General features: G+C 52.1%; 16 protein-coding genes. 6 read left to right on the top strand and 10 right to left on the bottom strand.

Going from position 1 to position 15924, the window contains the following annotated elements; all coding sequences use genetic code 11:
* The first annotated feature begins 20 nt into the window (after positions 1–20).
* Positions 21–416, top strand: coding sequence for a sensory rhodopsin transducer (locus RSX24_RS27835; protein ID WP_343262396.1), 396 nt, complete (start codon positions 21–23; stop codon positions 414–416).
* Between the two features lie 68 nt (positions 417–484).
* Here the strand turns inward: RSX24_RS27835 and RSX24_RS27830 are convergent, their stop codons facing one another.
* From RSX24_RS27830 to RSX24_RS27810, 5 genes are all read right to left on the bottom strand, one after another.
* Complete coding sequence (locus RSX24_RS27830; protein ID WP_343262395.1) at positions 485–1687, bottom strand: Ger(x)C family spore germination protein; 1203 nt, start codon at positions 1685–1687, stop codon at positions 485–487.
* Positions 1684–3165, bottom strand: a complete 1482-nt coding sequence (locus RSX24_RS27825) for a spore germination protein (protein WP_343262394.1) — start codon at positions 3163–3165, stop codon at positions 1684–1686. Before RSX24_RS27825 ends, RSX24_RS27830 begins: the two co-directional genes overlap by 4 nt.
* On the bottom strand, positions 3134–3589 hold the full coding sequence (locus RSX24_RS27820) for a hypothetical protein (protein ID WP_343262393.1): 456 nt from the start codon (positions 3587–3589) through the stop codon (positions 3134–3136). The genes RSX24_RS27825 and RSX24_RS27820 overlap by 32 nt, the downstream gene beginning before the upstream one ends.
* A gap of 30 nt (positions 3590–3619) precedes the next feature.
* Entirely contained in the window at positions 3620–4252 is a 633-nt protein-coding gene (locus tag RSX24_RS27815; RefSeq protein ID WP_343262392.1) for a GerAB/ArcD/ProY family transporter, read from the bottom strand.
* A 370-nt stretch (positions 4253–4622) separates the two neighbouring features.
* Complete coding sequence (locus tag RSX24_RS27810) at positions 4623–5594, bottom strand: DMT family transporter (RefSeq protein ID WP_343262391.1); 972 nt, start codon at positions 5592–5594, stop codon at positions 4623–4625.
* Between the two features lie 175 nt (positions 5595–5769).
* Between RSX24_RS27810 and RSX24_RS27805 the strand changes: the two genes are divergently transcribed.
* A complete protein-coding gene (locus RSX24_RS27805) occupies positions 5770–7164 on the top strand; it encodes an aminotransferase-like domain-containing protein (protein ID WP_343262390.1) in 1395 nt (464 codons plus the stop codon).
* Between the two features lie 117 nt (positions 7165–7281).
* Here RSX24_RS27805 and RSX24_RS27800 read toward each other — a convergent pair whose 3' ends face one another.
* Positions 7282–8601 (bottom strand): glutamate-1-semialdehyde 2,1-aminomutase, encoded by a 1320-nt coding sequence (locus RSX24_RS27800; protein ID WP_343262389.1) that lies wholly within the window; start codon positions 8599–8601, stop codon positions 7282–7284.
* Positions 8602–8901: 300 nt separating this feature from the next.
* Positions 8902–9945, bottom strand: a complete 1044-nt coding sequence (locus RSX24_RS27795; RefSeq protein ID WP_236420824.1) for an LCP family protein — start codon at positions 9943–9945, stop codon at positions 8902–8904.
* A gap of 210 nt (positions 9946–10155) precedes the next feature.
* Here RSX24_RS27795 and RSX24_RS27790 point away from each other — a divergent pair, with 210 nt between their 5' ends.
* The 4 genes from RSX24_RS27790 to bcp are packed head-to-tail and all read left to right on the top strand — an operon-like array spanning position 10156 to position 13295.
* Positions 10156–11202: an ABC transporter ATP-binding protein gene (locus RSX24_RS27790; RefSeq protein ID WP_343262388.1), complete on the top strand. Its 1047-nt coding sequence runs from the start codon at positions 10156–10158 to the stop codon at positions 11200–11202.
* Between the two features lies 1 nt (position 11203).
* A complete protein-coding gene (locus RSX24_RS27785) occupies positions 11204–11998 on the top strand; it encodes an ABC transporter permease (protein WP_236420826.1) in 795 nt (264 codons plus the stop codon).
* A gap of 4 nt (positions 11999–12002) precedes the next feature.
* Positions 12003–12788, top strand: coding sequence for an ABC transporter permease (locus RSX24_RS27780; protein WP_236420827.1), 786 nt, complete (start codon positions 12003–12005; stop codon positions 12786–12788).
* 42 nt (positions 12789–12830) lie between these two features.
* Entirely contained in the window at positions 12831–13295 is a 465-nt protein-coding gene (gene bcp / locus RSX24_RS27775) for a thioredoxin-dependent thiol peroxidase (protein WP_339276025.1), read from the top strand.
* A gap of 107 nt (positions 13296–13402) precedes the next feature.
* On the opposite strand, the gene RSX24_RS27770 is transcribed toward bcp, so the two are convergent.
* Genes RSX24_RS27770 through RSX24_RS27760 form a run of 3 tightly spaced genes read right to left on the bottom strand, consistent with a single transcriptional unit; the run spans position 13403 to position 15922 of the window.
* Positions 13403–14530, bottom strand: coding sequence for a GerAB/ArcD/ProY family transporter (locus RSX24_RS27770; protein WP_343262387.1), 1128 nt, complete (start codon positions 14528–14530; stop codon positions 13403–13405).
* 43 nt (positions 14531–14573) lie between these two features.
* Positions 14574–15668, bottom strand: coding sequence for a GerAB/ArcD/ProY family transporter (locus tag RSX24_RS27765; protein ID WP_343262386.1), 1095 nt, complete (start codon positions 15666–15668; stop codon positions 14574–14576).
* 17 nt (positions 15669–15685) lie between these two features.
* Complete coding sequence (locus RSX24_RS27760) at positions 15686–15922, bottom strand: hypothetical protein (RefSeq protein WP_236420831.1); 237 nt, start codon at positions 15920–15922, stop codon at positions 15686–15688.
* Positions 15923–15924 lie beyond the last annotated feature (2 nt).

The raw sequence follows: 15924 nt of genomic DNA, 5'->3' as shown, positions 1-15924 counted from the left end.
CAAAGGAGGCAGACCAAATCATGACAGATCATGCAGGGACGGCAGTTCATGACGCGAAGGGGCATGTGTTTTGGGTCATTCCCGATGGTTATATTCCGCCGGAGAGCAGCGGCTCGCTCGAAAGCCACGAGAGCATTTGCGTGCTGAATACGGGAAGCAAGGATGCAGAGCTGGAGATCACCATTTTTTTTGAAGATCGCGAGCCTCTGGAACACATCAAAGCCGTCGTCCCGGGACGACGAACCAAACATATTCGCACGGCTTCCCTTCAAGCGAACGACCAAACCATTCCGGCAGGCGTGCCCTATGCCATTACGGTATCCAGCACCGTGCCGATTATCGTGCAGTACAGCCGGTTGGATACAACGCAATCCGAATTGGCATTGATGAGCGTTGTTGCCTTTCCGATTGCATAAGCAGATTATCCCTGATGTACGAAGAAGGTTCCCATTCCGGATTTCCGGACAGGAACCTTCTTTTGCTTTCAGGAGGAGTTGTACTTGTACGTGCTCGCATTCATAATGTTTACCTGCACTTCAACCTTTCCCAATTTAAAATCGGTAACGGGATTTGCCCGGTTTCGGGCATGCTTCTTCCACAATTCCGGATTGTGGCGGTATAGATGCTCGGCTAGGCCGTAAGCGTCTACGTGGCGGGATTGGGCGATCTTGAATGTATGGCGGATATCCTTTTGAATCTGATGCGCAGCGAGCCGTTCCATTTCCCGAACGGAGCTTGGCTTCCCGTGATCTTCGATGATCGATCCGTTCACCAAAGTGGTAAGGTCAAAACGAATACCGTTCCCTTCCGGTACTGCTTTGACGATCGTGCGCGGATCGCGAAGCGAAAGCGAGAGGAGCGGTACTTTTTTGTCCTCGGCATATACGTATAAAGGGTACTGGTAGACTTTCCCGTATTTGACGTATCGGGCACCGAAAGCGTGCTGTTCCTCGATCCTTCCCTGATTATGTCCGCCTGAAACGACATAGAATCCATCCGTCTGAATCAGCGGAGGTTTTCGTTCCCCTTGGACCCATGTCGTATTCACGGAGGTGATCGAGGGAACGAGAATCGTTGAGGCAGGCTCGCGGAATCCGTCCAAAAGCTGGTGCAATCGTATAGGCTCAAAGGAAGAGTACTGCTTGTACAGCTTCATCGGCTCAAACAATTCGATGGTCTGCATGGACTGGTTCAAGAGAGCAGAGGGCGATAACACTTTGTTTATCTCTTCCTTTGTTCCATAAATCCATGGTGTATACCGTAACTGGCCCGAATGCAGCAGCGTGTCGAAAATATCGGTCAGTTTGCTGTTCAGCGCGTTCTCGCTCAGCACGATTGCTTTGACATGCGTCCATAATGTTTGCTGCTGCGAACTCCGATAGAGATCGTTGATAGCCATATTCAGCGTTGTTCCTTTGCCTTGCCCGATCCAGATTTCGCTATCCTCCCGCTGGCTTGGTCCCTCCTGCTTGGCTATGCTCGAAAAATCTATGACTTGTGCATATGCGATATAGTGATCCTCTGCATAATCGATACCGAGGGCCGTAATGAAATTGATGCTCTGCACTTCCTTGGAATCCCAGCATCCGGATAATGGAAGGACTGCCGCACATAGAAGTACCAGAACAAGCACTTTAGATTTCAAAGGTTCGAAGCGGTTTATGAAACGGAGCTGCGGCTGCATCATGAAGAATCCTCTCCTGTACGCGTCGAGTCCTGCGTACGCAGGGCAGCCGGGCGGTTTACCCGGTCTTTGGAAGGCAGCATCGACACCGATTGCGTGAAATCTCCCGGGATGTAAGGAGAGACCGGGGATAGATAGGCAACGCCGTAACATTCCAACGAAGCGAGATGGACAAGCAGCACAAATAATCCGATCATGAAACCGTACAGGCCAAGAGTGGTGGAAAAGAGGAGCAAAAAAATGCGAACTTGGGACGTTACCCCGCTCAGCACCGTATTCACCAGAATGTAACTGGAGATGACCGATATCGCCACCGTGACGATAATGGTGGGGGAAGTAATTCCGGCGCGGATCGCGGCATCCCCGATAATCAGCCCCCCGACGACGCTGACCGTTTGCCCAAGGGCTCTGGGGAGCCTTCGGCCGGCTTCATTGAACAGTTCGAACATAAATATCATCAAAAATGCCTCCAGCGTGACGGGCAAGGGCAGGCCCATCCGCGTACCCGCGATGGTTGCCAGCAGCGGCAGGGGAACCTGCTCCAGATTAAAGCTGGTCAGCCCGATATAAAACGACGGAAAAAAACAGGCAATCAGCAGTCCGGCGATCCGCAAAATCCGCTCAAACGTCACGATAAAAAAAGGAGTGCTCTCATCCTCAGGGGATTTAAGCTGGTTAAAGAGAGTGGTCGGTGCGATGGTGGCGACCGGGGAGCCATCGAACATTACAGCAAACCGGCCGTTGAGCAGCGAGCTGACCACGTAATCGGGCCGCTCCGTGCTGTCCGTCAGCGGAAAGATGGTTTTCACGCCTCCCATCACCCCCCTCTCGATGACAGACGTGCCCATGAGGCCGTCAATCTTGATATGGTTTACGTTTCGCCGGGCCTCTTCCAAAATATCCGGATTGATGACGTCCTTAATGTACAGCAGGGCCACGGAGGTCTGGGTACGCTCCCCTTGAACGAATTTTTCGTAACACATGGAGTCGCTTTTTAACCGTTTGCGGATGAGCGCGATATTTGTGCTGAGTTCCTCCGTAAAACCGTCCCGGGGACCTTTCACGGAGGTTTCGATCGCTGATTCTTCCGGCGAACGCCCCGGCACGGAGGCGATATCGAGACTGTATGCCGGTTGGCCGGAACCAAAGATCAGCAGTAACTGTCCGCTGAAGATGAGCCGGTTCATGTCCGGAATATTCCCGATATGAGCAATAGGGGTTAGAGCAAGTCCCAATTCAGTGGGCAGCGCCTTGCCGCTTTCCTGTGAAACATGCTCGATTCGTGGAACCACATACTGATTGATCTGTTTGAGGTCCGTCAGCCCTTCGCAATACACGAGGATCACGGGCCATTCAGGATGGAGTTCTCCCGAAGGATACCCTTGAACCACGACGTCCGCGCAGGCACGGAACGTTTCTTTCAGGGAACTGAGCAGGGATTCATGCGATTCAGCTTTTATCGTTTTCTGTTTCTGCTCCATGATGTTTCCTCCTTTGGGAACGTGAGCTGAACCAGGCAGTGATTGTGGCAAGAATGGCGAGGGTTCCGAGATACAGCATATTGGCAGGGAAAATATAGTGAACGAGCCAGGACTCGAACGTGATGTCATTAAAGGGAAGCAGCATGCTCATAAACATCAGGATCGTTATCGTGCTGATCAAGGCTACCCTTTTCCGAACGCTATTAATATGCCATATCTCCACCACGATATACATGGCGAGGGAGATTCGGGTGAAAGCTCCTGCGAGCCATTGGTAGATGGAGAAAAAATCGGTTTGGGCAATGTACTTTCCTAATGACGCGATTCTCCATTCTTCAAATGCCGGGTACCGCATCCGCGCAGCCTCAAAGGGGTCGAATTCGACGATGGCCCCGATGAGGGGGCCCAGCGTCAAACCTACCATGATGCAGGCCAGCAAGAGGTATTGCCACACTCAAATCCGCGATTTCAGATGCGGCTGGATGTACCAAATGAAGAGCAGTTCGAACAGACCCGCCAGACTATAGAGGGATCCTTTCAAAATAGGGGGCCATCCATTCTCCAACAAGGGAAGCAGACGGGAGTAGTCTTTGTATTGCATATTGACGATCGACACATAAAAACCGAGCAATACAACAAGCGGCAGCAGAAGGCCTGCCGTAAAGGCCATCGCGCGCATGCCTTTATAAGCGGTATACCCGCATGCTGCCATCAAGGCGATGCTTGTGGCGATTACGGGAGTGTCCTGCAAATAGTTGGTTTTGGCCCAGGTCGTTGTGTCATGAAGCGTGAAATAGATCACCGAGAGGAAAAACAGGCTATTGGTGATCTTCAATAGCAGGCCGACCGGTCTCCCGAGCCGGTCCGTAAACCATTCATGCAGCGTCTGATGCTGAAGATGGCGGGAGACGTAGGCCAACATAAGGACGAATAGCAAAAAAGGGCCTGCAGACACAAGCACCGATATCCATGCATCCCGCTTGGCTGCCGCCAGCAGGGCAGGGATGATCAGAACGTGGCTGATCAGGCCGACACTTAACATGATGAGCATCATGGCTTGCAAAAACGAAGGCTTCATCGGTTTCATGGGAGAGCACTCTTTTCCTGGATGAATGATATGCCGCTCTCAGCATTGTTAACGCGATGAAGCCATCTCATACCGCCAAACCGAATAAGAGAGGCGATTGCCTTCGGACCCCTGTTGCATTTCTTGCTATATAAACCACACTAAACAATCACACAGGGCACTCCGAGTGCAGTACCATCTTCCGATCTCTGTTATCCCCAGATTTCTTGGATTCCCCTTTTCTAAGGAAAAATCCGGTGAACAGCCTATGCTTCCGAAGCAGCTTTCTTTCAGAAAGCTGCTTCGCTTCTCCAGATCGGTTCTGCCCCTCCGTTAACGTGTGTATCTTTTTTGCGGTTTATATAGCATCCGGCTTGACGCTCAAGTCTATTCAGCTCTGTCCGCTTCGTTCGGCATGGAGCGGAGATTGATGATTTGACGTGTTTGACCGCCCTTGTTTTTTGCCGCTTAAATTGGTGCCGAGCACGCCCGCAATGATGAGCAAGGCTCCGATGACATGGTAACCGCTGACCGGTTCATGCAAGATCCATGCTCCTCCCGCAATGGACACCAATGTGGACAGATTGCTGAATACGCTCATTTTGGACGCTTCAAGATGGGTGAGCGCGAAGCTGGACAGCAGCGTCGAGAACATGGTAGACAGTATCGCCAAATAGGCCAGTGCCATGAGGTATGTTCCATTTCCCAAAGGCTGGACATACTCGGCCATCGTACCTAAGTAGGCATGACGGACAAGGGAAACCGCGTTAAAGGCAAGGCAGCCGATCATCAAGGTGACCCAAGTGAGCTCCAGCGGTTTGTATTTTCGGGTCAAAGGCCGGGCCAACACGCCATACCCGGCGAAGGAGACGGCGGAGAGCAGGAGCAGCAGGATTCCTTTCACATTGCCGATGGACATTGATGCCCCCTTCATAGCAAACAAAAAGACGACGCCGGATACGGACAGCAGCAGAAACAGTTTTTGCGCCAGTGTTGTTCGTTCTTTCAGAAAGAGCGAAGCGAGAACAAGCGTAAACACCGGGACCAGTGCTTGGATAATGCCCGCTTCAGAGGAATTGGACGTGACGAGCCCGAACGTCTGGAAAGCAAAAAACAGGACGGGAGACAGCAGACCTAGCGGAATGATTCGCCATAAATCCTTGGCAGACAAGCGGATGCGCACCATGCCGAGCGCGATCGGCATGCTGACAACGATCAGGGAAAGAGCAAAGCGATGGGCTAACACGTCGAGCGGATGAGCGACGGCCACCGTCATTTTGGCAAACATAAAGGATAAACCGATAATCATGGCATATAAAACGGCTGCAACGTAAGCGTAAGCCCGGGCAGACGTATGTTTCATGTGATTTCCTCCAATCGTGAGTGATTGCAGATCGGACAGCGAAGTGCAATGCCAAACAAACTTCCGTCATCTGCAAGAGCATCTGTTGTGTGATCGTTTTCAATATACGCCCTGACAAGGCGTGGTACAATGATGAAAAACATGGATTGTACCGGTACAGTTTAGGAGGATTTATGTGAAAAAATATGAAACCATTGCGCGATCGCTCGAACGATGGATGCAAGAGCAAACAGCACGGCAGGGACTGGGGAGTTGGAACGAGAGGGGCATCAAGCTGCCTCCCGTTCGATCGCTGGCCAAGCAGTATCAATGCAGCATCAGCACCGTGCTGCGTGCCTACGAATGGCTGGAGCGGCGCCATCTAGTGTATGCGGTCCCCCAATCGGGATATTATGCGGTGCCTAATGGTGGAGGGCCGGAAGAAGGGAAATGGGAAGGGCCGCTCGATTTCGCTTCGGCCGCGCCGGATTCGCGCGTATTTCCGTATGCCGATTTTCGCCATTGCGTGGACCAGGCGATGGAGAAGAAACAAGCTGAGCTGTTTCGTTACGGCACCGACCGCGGTTTGCCCTCATTGATTGAATTGTTGGCCAAACAGTTCGCCGATTATCAGGTGTTCGCGCAAGCCGGGCAGATGTTTATCACGTCAGGGGTACAGCAAGCGCTGGCGGTGCTTGCGCTCATGGATTTTCCGAACGGGAAGAGGCGGGTGCTGATCGAGCTTCCGGGCTATCACAACATGCCTCCCTTGCTGAAGGGGCTTAATGTGCCCTTTGCCGGGGTCAAGAGAACGGTGGACGGTCTGGATTGGGAAGACCTGGAGCGGAGTTTCAAGGAAGACGATATCAAGTTTTTCTATGTGATGCCTCGCTTTCATAATCCGCTGGGGACATCCTTAAACGCCAATGAAAAAAAGAGGCTGATCCGCCTTGCGCAAAAGCATGACGTATATTTGGTGGAGGACGATTTTCTCGCCGATCTGGAGAGCGATTCGAAGCAAGACCCGTTGTGGTCTGCCGATACGGAAGGGCGGGTCATTTATTTAAAGAGTTATTCCAAAATTCTGTTTCCCGGGCTGCGCCTTGGCGTCGCCGTGCTGCCGCATGAACTTGTTCCGCTGTTCGGGGCCCATAAGAGAATGCTGGACATCGATACTTCGCTGCTGTCGCAGGCGGCGCTCGAAATCTATATTCGAAGCGGCATGTTCGCCCATCATGGCAAAGTGATTCGTGGCAGGTATGCCGCGCGCATGCGCAAGGTGCATGAGCAGCTGGATCGCTTCCCCGATTTTGCTCCGTTTGCGGAGGCGCCGCGTACCGGAGGAGAACATACGGTGCTGCCTTTGCCTGAGCGCATGCCTTTGGCTGTGCTGGTATCGCGCTTGGAGAAACGCGGCGTATTGGTGGATACAACGGAACGGTATTATCCGGACGGTTTGCAGCAGCAGGATAAAATGCTGCGGCTCAACATTTCCAACGTGCCTGGCCAGCGGGTTGCGGAGGGCATGGACATCATTCGCGAGGAGATCATGAAGCTGGACGCTGCTGGACAAAGAACGTCGAAAGGTTAAGGTGGCAGCGGACAGCGGCTCCAACATGTGCTTCGCTCGCAAAAACAAAGGCGTATGAGCAAACTGGACAAGCCAGTGTTCATACGCCTTGTTTGCGTTCAATGGGTCCGTCGTTCTTTATGCCTGGGCCATCGCTTTAAACGAAGCTTCGGCGGCTTCGATCGTTTGCTGTACATCCTCATCCGTATGCGCGGTCGTCAGGAACCAAGCCTCGTATTTGGATGGGGCGAGGTTGATCCCGCGATCCAGCATGTTGCGGAAGAACGCGGCAAATTGCTCGCCGTCCGTGTCTTGGGCTTCATCGTAGTTCGTTACCGGATGGCTGCAGAAATGGGTGGAGAACGCACCGCGAATGCGGTTGATCGTCAGGGCAATGCCGTGGCGGTCCGCAGAAGCTTGCAGGCCGGCCGTAAGTTCAGTCGCCAGACGTTCCATCTCGTCATACACGCCCTCGCCCTGAAGAACCTCCAGGCAGGCGATGCCTGCGGAGATGGAAGCCGGATTGCCAGCCATCGTTCCTGCCTGATACGCAGGTCCGAGCGGCGCAACTTGCTCCATCACGTGTTTTTTGCCGCCATAGGCTCCGATCGGCAGGCCGCCGCCGATGATTTTGCCCAGGGCCGTCAGATCCGGTTCAATCTGTGCATGGTTTTCCAATCCGGCATACGTCTGGGTGGAGCCGTAGTGGAAACGGAATGCCGTGATAACCTCATCGTAAATGACGAGCGAGCCATTGGCTCTGGCCATGGCGCAAAGGCCTTCGAGGAAGCCCGGTTTCGGCATGACCATGCCGAAGTTGCCGACGATCGGCTCAACCATAACGGCGGCTACATCATCGCCCCAGCGTTCCAACGCTTCTTTCAGTCCGTCCAGGTCATTGTAAGGCACCGTAATGACCTCGTGCGCAATGCTCGTCGGAATGCCGGCACTGTCCGGAATGCCCAGCGTCGATGGGCCAGAGCCTGCAGCAACGAGCACCAGGTCGGAGTGGCCGTGGTAACATCCGGCAAACTTCACGATTTTGTTGCGTTTGGTGTAAGCGCGAGCGACGCGGATCGTGGTCATGACCGCTTCCGTTCCCGAGTTGACGAAGCGGACCTTGTCCATCGAAGGAATGGCTTCCTTCAGCATTTTGGCCAGCTTGATCTCCAATTCGGTCGGTGTGCCGTACAGCACGCCGTTGGCGGCCGCTTCCGCAATCGCTTGGGTAATATGCGGATGCGCATGCCCGGTGATAATCGGTCCGTAGGCTGCCAGGTAATCAATGTAGCGGTTGTCGTCCACATCCCAGAAGTGGGCGCCCTGAGCCTTTTTCATAAACACAGGCGAACCGCCGCCCACGGCTTTGAATGAGCGGGAAGGGCTGTTGACGCCTCCGACGATATGTTGAAGCGCTTCGTTGTATAAAACCTCGGAGCGGGAACGTGATGGATTCATGGAATAACTTCCTTTCGTGATATAGAAATATCGGTTTGCTTTTGATAAAAGTCATATATAACAATACCAGTTTGGCATGCAAGATCAAATGAAGATTTGCACAAAAATCAGGCGAAACCGGACAAAAACGTTTGTTGAAGCAGCCTCTGCGAAGGCAGAACGCTCCTAAGAAGTCGTTTCCACCTCCTTAGAATTCACCGATCCCGCGACAAACATGCTGAAACCAGGCGGAATACAGCGCAGCAAAAAAGGCAGCCGGATGGCTGCCTTTGGCAAAGCGTGATCATGCATGGTGAACTTTTATTGTGCAGGCTGCCCGGTATCCTGATCATCACCGCTGGCCGTCTTGTCATTGGCCGCATCCTGGCTGTCGTTCTGCTCCACAGGCGGATGGATGATATCCTGCACATGCTGCTTCAATTTCTCTTCGCTCGTTACGGTCAGAACCTGGGCGCCGCCTGGCGTGCGCTCTTCTTTCAGCAAGTCCATGGGCGGAACTTGCTCGCTGCCGTTCATGCTGCTCTGGTACCCGAGTCCGCCGAGCTTCCACATGTCGGAAAGAGTCAGGTTCGTATCGACGTAAGGGCTGACCTCCTCCAAAATGCTAGGCAGCTTGGCAATCGTTGTGGTCGATTGCATTTTCGCCGCAACGGCTTTCAGAAATTCGCGTTGGCGCTCCGAACGCGCAAAGTCGGACATGGCGTCATGACGGAAACGCACATACATCAGGGCCGTTTCGCCGTCCAGGTGCTGATAGCCCTTCTTCAGGTCGATATCATATTCGTTGTTGTCGGCTTTACTCGTATAGTGCATGTCCTTCTCGACATCGAAATCGACGCCTCCAACCGCATCCACCAGTTTGATGAATCCTTGGAAATCCGTATACACATAATATTGGACAGGGATGCCCAGTAGGTCGCTGACCGCATTCATGGCCACGTTCGGACCATGGGTGATGGCGGTATTGATTCGCTCTTTGCCGTACCCCTCAATATTTACATAGGTGTCCCGCAAAATGGAAAAGAGATTGATCTTTTTCGTAAGCGGGTCAAGCGATACAACCATCATGCTGTCGGAACGGGGGACTTCGCCTTTCTTTAGTCCGCGCGCATCAACGCCCATCACGAGAATATTTACGGTATCCGTACCCTCCCATTTTGGCGGATCCGGCGTATTTACTTTTTCGACATTTTCAATGCCGGCAAACGGAGATTCGTCGCCTTCCTTTTGCAAGCCATTCAATTGATTCAGAATAGAACCGAAATAAAATGCCGCCGCTCCGCCAACAAGCAGGATGAAGGCGGCAAGAGAAATCCATATGGTTCTCTTCGTCTTTCTGGTCATGCTAGCTCTCCTTTGTATTCAAAATGAAAGAACAAAATAAGTCCAAACGCTGAATCAGACCGAGGTCTTCCGTTCAGTTCCCCTTCACGACAAATGCGAAAAGAGTGAAAACCTCGCAGATGATTAAAGCTTGCTGAATTTTGACTGATACCATTATAATTTCTTTTTGGGCTACAAGCAATTTCAACAAAATCCAAGTGAGGTATAAACATGCTGGCGATTGATGTCAAAGATTTGCGCAAGTCATTCAGCGTGCAGAAGAGCCGCGGCGGGCTCAAGGGCGCGTTTCAGGATCTGTTTGCACGTCAATACCAGGAAGTGTTGGCTGTAAACGATATCTCGTTTCAAATTCCGCAGGGCGAAATCTGCGGTTATATCGGAGAGAACGGTGCCGGGAAATCAACGACGATCAAAATGTTGACCGGCATTTTGGTGCCTACTTCGGGACACATCTCGGTGGGCGGATACGTTCCCTATCAGGAACGCGAAAAATTCGTGCAGAACATCGGCGTTGTGTTCGGACAGCGAAGCCAGTTGTGGTGGGATATCGGGGTCATCGAGTCGTTCCATCTGCTGCGGAAGGTGTATAAAGTCGGAGAAGCCGATTTCCGCAAACGGTTGGACGAATTGGTTGAGCGATTGCAGCTGCAGGAACTGCTGAACCGTCCGGTTCGCAAATTGAGCCTCGGCCAACGGATGCGCTGCGAGCTGGTGGCTGCCCTGCTGCACAACCCGGAGATCGTCTTTTTGGACGAACCGACCATCGGCCTCGATATCGTCGTCAAGTCGGAAATCCGCGAGTTTTTGAAAGACATGAACAGAGAACATGGCACAACGATTCTGCTGACGACACATGACTTGCAGGATATTGAAGCATTGTGCTCCAGAGTGATCATGCTGGATGCGGGCAATATCATTTATGATGGCGGGCTTGATCATCTGAAGTCTCAGTGGGGGACGGAGCGCGAAATTCGCTTCAAATTCGGAAAGGCCTATCCGCTAAGCCGCATGCAGGAATGGACTGCCGAACTGCCTGTGCGCTGGACGGCGGAGAATGAATTGTCGGCTTCGGTTTGGATTCCGCTGGAGCTCAACGTGTCCGACGTGCTGGCCCGGGTAGTGGGACAAGCGGACATTACGGATATTCAAATCATCGAAACCAATACGGATGAGATTGTGCGCAGCATCTACCAATCCGGTTCTGCGGATCGCCCTGAAATCGCAGGCGCCGAGAACGAAGCGGCAGGTGTATCCTGAAATGAACGGCGCTTATCTTGATTTTATACGCATTCGTTTTCTGACCATGCTGGCCTACCGGGTCAATTATTATTCCGGTATTCTGATATATACGCTTAACATCGGCGTGTATTACTTCACCTGGCAAGCTATCTATGGAAGCAGCGGCGAGCTTGGCGGTTTCACGGCAGCTCAGATGACGACCTATGTGGCCGTATCCTGGATGGCCCGGGCGTTTTACTTCAACAATCTGGACCGCGAGATCGCTGCGGACATCCGGGACGGCACGATTGCGATCCAATTCATACGACCGATCAACTATGTCATGGTCAAAATGATGCAGGGGCTCGGCGAAGGCGTATTCCGTTTTCTGCTGTTCATGATTCCGGGGATGCTGATTGCAATCCTGCTGTTCCCGGTTGAACTTCCGACCGCACCGTCGGCATGGATCGGATTTCTGGTCATGCTGTTCTTCAGCTTCCTGATCAACTCCCAGATCAACGTCATTACGGGGCTGGCCGCGTTTTTCGTCGAAAACAACGAAGGCATGATGCGCATGAAACGCGTAGTCGTCGATTTGTTTTCCGGCCTGATCGTGCCAATCAGCCTGTATCCGGGCTGGCTGGCGGCCGTGATGAAGGTGCTGCCCTTCCAGGCTATTACCTATTTGCCAGGCTCCGTGTTTACCGGACGGGTGGAAGGCACGGGAATCTGGAACGTACTGGGCCTGCAAGTATTATGGTTCGTCGTGCTGTTGATTCCGATGGTGCTGATCTGGCGCCAGGCGCGCAAGCGTCTGTTCGTGCAAGGAGGGTGACGGAATGTACTATTTGGGACTTGTATGGGAATATTTGAAAAATTACATGAAAACAAGGCTGACTTATCGGGCCGACTTCTGGGTTGAAATCATATCCGATCTGCTCTTTCAGGCCACGAACCTGATTTTTATCTTTGTGGTGTTCCGCCACACCGATAATCTGGGCGGCTGGAGCGAAAGCGAGGTCCTGTTCGTCTACGGTTATTTCATGGTGCCTTACGGCATTTTCAGCTGTTTCATCAACATGTGGGGGTTCAGCGAGCGTTATATCGTCAAGGGCGAGATGGACCGCATTTTGACAAGGCCGGCTCACAATTTGTTTCAAATCCTGCTGGAGAACGTGGACCCGCCCGCACTGGTGGGATCGTTCATCGGACTTGTCATCATGGTTCTCAGCGGAGCCGAAATGGGACTGGTGCTGGAGTGGTGGCATATTCCGGCGCTTGCCATCCTCGCGATCAGCTCGGTGCTGATCTATGCCGGGATTTATACGGCTCTGACGTCGCTGTCCTTTTATTCGGATGCGCCTACGGGCATTTTGCCATTGATGTACAACATTCAGGGATACGGGCGTTATCCCGTAACCATCTACAATCGCGCCATTCAGGTGCTGCTCACCTGGATCATTCCATTTGCGTTCGTGGGCATTTATCCGGCGGCCTTGTTCCTGGACCGGGCCGAAATGCATCGGATGGCCTTGCTTACGCCTGTCATGGGAATCGTTTTTGGGGCCATCGGACTGACATTATGGAATTTTGGCGTGAAACGATATCGCGGCGCAGGTTCGTAACATGACACTGTCCGCATAAACGGATTGAAGGAGGAATGCAGAATGACAGTAACGGAAGGCATGCAGGTTCCCGATTTCGAGCTGCCGTCCAGCTCGGGCGAACGTGTGAAGTTATCCGATTATCGCGGACAACGCGTGCTGCTCTATTTTTATCCCAAGGACTTAACCTCTGCCTGCTCGCAGCAGGCCTGCGATTTTCGCGATCGACATGAGGAATTCCAGGGGATGAACACGGTGATTCTGGGCATCAGCACAGATCCGATGAAACAGCATGACAAATTCATCGCCAAATATGGGCTTCCATTTGTCCTGTTGTCGGATGAGGAGCACAGCGTGGCCGAACAATTCGGAGTGTGGCAGCTTAAAAAGATGTACGGCCGGGAGTACATGGGCATCGTCCGTTCTACTTTTCTGATTGACGAAGAGGGGAAGCTGTTGAAGCAATGGTCCAAGGTGCGCGTTAAAGGGCATATCGAAGAGGCGCTCGAGGCGGTAAAGGCGCTGTAGTCACATATCTTAAGTGAATCCAAAGGTCGTGGTTGCGGATCATTCCGTAAATGCGGCCTTTTTGGCATGCACATCTTTCCAAGTGTTCTAGGAGCCGCAGATGGTATTTATCTGTCATAGCTTCCTTCAGAGCGCGGTGGTTTGCCAGAAATCTTTTTTCTGAACCGATGAATGAGCAGCAGGAATAGAGGAATGACCGTGCTTACGGTAATGTCCAATTCGAACCAGGCAGGCATGATCGTGAGCGTGTAAAATATGATGTTTGGCGCAATCAGCACGCCCATAGCAAAGAAAAGCAGCATGGACGGAAGAATCAGCGGCTTGTAATCCTGCATTTTGAAGAGCTGCGCGGTTCCCGCGATGAATGCGAAGATATGCAGCATGCTTTTGAAATACGTGGAGATCAGCCAAGCGATTGCCATCAATGCTTCGATCCGTTGGAAAAAACGGCCTATGTCAATCTTTTGGGCGAGGATGTAGGAAACGTAGATGTTATGCTGCGTTAGCATGGGGCCAAGCACCAGCAGGGACACCAGCAGCAGCATGCTTAGAAGAATGCCGCCGAACAATGCGGAGGTTAACATGTCCCTTTGAAGGTGAGGCCCTTTCGAGATATAGGGAAACAGCATGGATAGTACGATCAATTCGCCATAGGAAGTAAAGGCCCCCCGAATAATTCCATCTACGAAAGAGAGCCAGGGAATGCCGAAATAGGGCTTTAAATGGGAAGCATCGGCTTGAGGGAGCAAGGCCAGGATTAAAATCAGCATGCCCATAACGACAAACGGCGCCAACAGTTCCGCGCTTTTGCCGATCGGTCCAAGCCCCTTGAGCATCCCCCAGGTCAGCGAAGCGATGAGCAGGATGATAATGGCCCGAATCGGGGTCTTGAGATAAATCTGGGTGGTCAAGAAATCGCCGACTTCCCGGATGCATATGGCTGCTCCGACGAGAAAGTAAAACAGGTAACAGACAGCCAAAGCGAACCCGAACCAGCGACCGAGTGCGATGTAACAAATTTCGATCAGCGTCTTCCCGGGATAAGCCTTGTACAATTTGAACATCAGCCATAGAATGCAACAACCGACGGGCTGGGCCAGCAGCGAGCAGATCCAGCCGTCTTGCTGTCCTGGATACGTAACCAAGGTCGGATAGATCAGGATCATGTCTCCGATCATGACCATAAAGGTAAGCACGGCAAACTGCCGAATGGTCAGCTTCTCTTTCATTTGCATGGGCCGTACAATCCTTTCGTTAAGCAAGGGTCAATGATAGGGTCTATGAATTTTTTCGCGATCTGCCCAGGTGAACCAGCAGAAGAAGGCCCGGCAAAAGGATGCCGATGGTTGTATCCCAGTCTACCCAGTAGGGAACGATGCTGATAACAATATACGTAATGCCGGGGGCGATCAGATTCGCCAAGCCGAAGATCAGCAGGGAGGATGGAAGGATGAGAAACCGGTACTGCTTCATTTTAAATATTTCCGCAATGCCTACCGTAAAGGCATAAAGGTAGACCATCGTTTTGAAATAGGTCGATACTAACCAAGATGAAGCCATAAGTGCTTCTATTCTTTGAAAAAAGTCGCCGATGTTTATTTTTTGCGACAAAACAAAGGAAGTATAAATGTTATGCTGCGTAAGGAATGCACCCAGCACAAGCATGGCGATGGTAACCAATAGAGCAAGTACGATATTGCCCATGCCTGCCGCCACAATCAGATCCCTCGTCCGGTTCGGTGCTGCGGCTGAGTACGGCAACAACATCAACACCGGGATCGTTTCGCCAACCGGATAAATGATGCTTACCAAGATCCCTTGGGCAAAAGATACGGCATTCGTATCCTGAAACGCTTTTAAATTGCTGGTATCGGATTTCGGCAGCAAGCAGAAGGTGAGCACCAATATAAAAACGATGACGATGGGAATCAGCAGCTCGCTGGTGCGCCCCATCGTCTCCAATCCGTTATACACTCCCCAGCCGATGGCGACGACAAACATAAGAATGACGACACGAATCGGCGTGTATTGAAAAATCTGGGTGGTCATGAAGTCGCCGACCTCCCGGGTGTAGGTGGAAGCGCCGAGGATAAAAAAGAACATGTAAAAACAGGAAATGAGCGTTCCCGGCCAGAATCCCAGCACACTGCGGCATATGCCAACCAAGTTCTGGTCAGGATAGGCCCTGCCGAGTTTGAGGAACATGGCCATCAGAGCCATGCTGATAGGGACGCCAATCAAGGCACAGATCCAGGCATCTTGTTTAGCATAAGAGGTCATGACCGAAGGGTAGATCATCATCATGTCGCCCACAACCATCATGAACACAAGGGTTGCCAATTGTCTTGTTCCAAGCCGTCCCCGTTCAAGCATTTTTCTCCCCCTCTTAGCTAGGTCCCGGTTAAGCGGGCCAACAACTGATTCACAGGCTCGTAGATCCAAATAACGATATTTAGCGGGCTGGGAAACTCCCACAAGTTGACGGCAATGACGGTGAATACGGTCGCCAGCAGCAGCATGACGCTGTAGACCGCTGTTTCCTTCCATTGTTTTTGTTTGATCAGCTTGGGAAGGTCAATCCATCCTATGATGCCTGCGGCAAGGATGGCAGATAATGAAAGGAGCATGT

The organism is Paenibacillus hubeiensis, assembly GCF_032334105.1.
GTDB lineage: Bacteria > Bacillota > Bacilli > Paenibacillales > Paenibacillaceae > Paenibacillus > Paenibacillus hubeiensis.
Note: the sequence above shows the minus strand (reverse complement) of the source record. Positions and strands in the feature narration are given on the sequence as shown.

Bases quoted from the DNA above. Each gene is read 5' to 3' on its own strand.
- RSX24_RS27790 (WP_343262388.1), top strand. From the start codon at position 10,156: ATGCTGGCGATTGATGTCAAAGATTTGCGCAAGTCATTCAGCGTGCAG.
- RSX24_RS27820 (WP_343262393.1), bottom strand. From the start codon at position 3,589: ATGGTAGGTTTGACGCTGGGCCCCCTCATCGGGGCCATCGTCGAATTC.
- bcp (WP_339276025.1), top strand. From the start codon at position 12,831: ATGACAGTAACGGAAGGCATGCAGGTTCCCGATTTCGAGCTGCCGTCC.
- RSX24_RS27830 (WP_343262395.1), bottom strand. From the start codon at position 1,687: ATGATGCAGCCGCAGCTCCGTTTCATAAACCGCTTCGAACCTTTGAAA.
- RSX24_RS27825 (WP_343262394.1), bottom strand. From the start codon at position 3,165: ATGGAGCAGAAACAGAAAACGATAAAAGCTGAATCGCATGAATCCCTG.
- RSX24_RS27780 (WP_236420827.1), top strand. From the start codon at position 12,003: ATGTACTATTTGGGACTTGTATGGGAATATTTGAAAAATTACATGAAA.
- RSX24_RS27765 (WP_343262386.1), bottom strand. From the start codon at position 15,668: ATGCTTGAACGGGGACGGCTTGGAACAAGACAATTGGCAACCCTTGTG.
- RSX24_RS27785 (WP_236420826.1), top strand. From the start codon at position 11,204: ATGAACGGCGCTTATCTTGATTTTATACGCATTCGTTTTCTGACCATG.
- RSX24_RS27800 (WP_343262389.1), bottom strand. From the start codon at position 8,601: ATGAATCCATCACGTTCCCGCTCCGAGGTTTTATACAACGAAGCGCTT.
- RSX24_RS27770 (WP_343262387.1), bottom strand. From the start codon at position 14,530: ATGCAAATGAAAGAGAAGCTGACCATTCGGCAGTTTGCCGTGCTTACC.
- RSX24_RS27815 (WP_343262392.1), bottom strand. From the start codon at position 4,252: ATGAAACCGATGAAGCCTTCGTTTTTGCAAGCCATGATGCTCATCATG.
- RSX24_RS27760 (WP_236420831.1), bottom strand. From the start codon at position 15,922: ATGCTCCTTTCATTATCTGCCATCCTTGCCGCAGGCATCATAGGATGG.
- RSX24_RS27835 (WP_343262396.1), top strand. From the start codon at position 21: ATGACAGATCATGCAGGGACGGCAGTTCATGACGCGAAGGGGCATGTG.
- RSX24_RS27795 (WP_236420824.1), bottom strand. From the start codon at position 9,945: ATGACCAGAAAGACGAAGAGAACCATATGGATTTCTCTTGCCGCCTTC.
- RSX24_RS27810 (WP_343262391.1), bottom strand. From the start codon at position 5,594: ATGAAACATACGTCTGCCCGGGCTTACGCTTACGTTGCAGCCGTTTTA.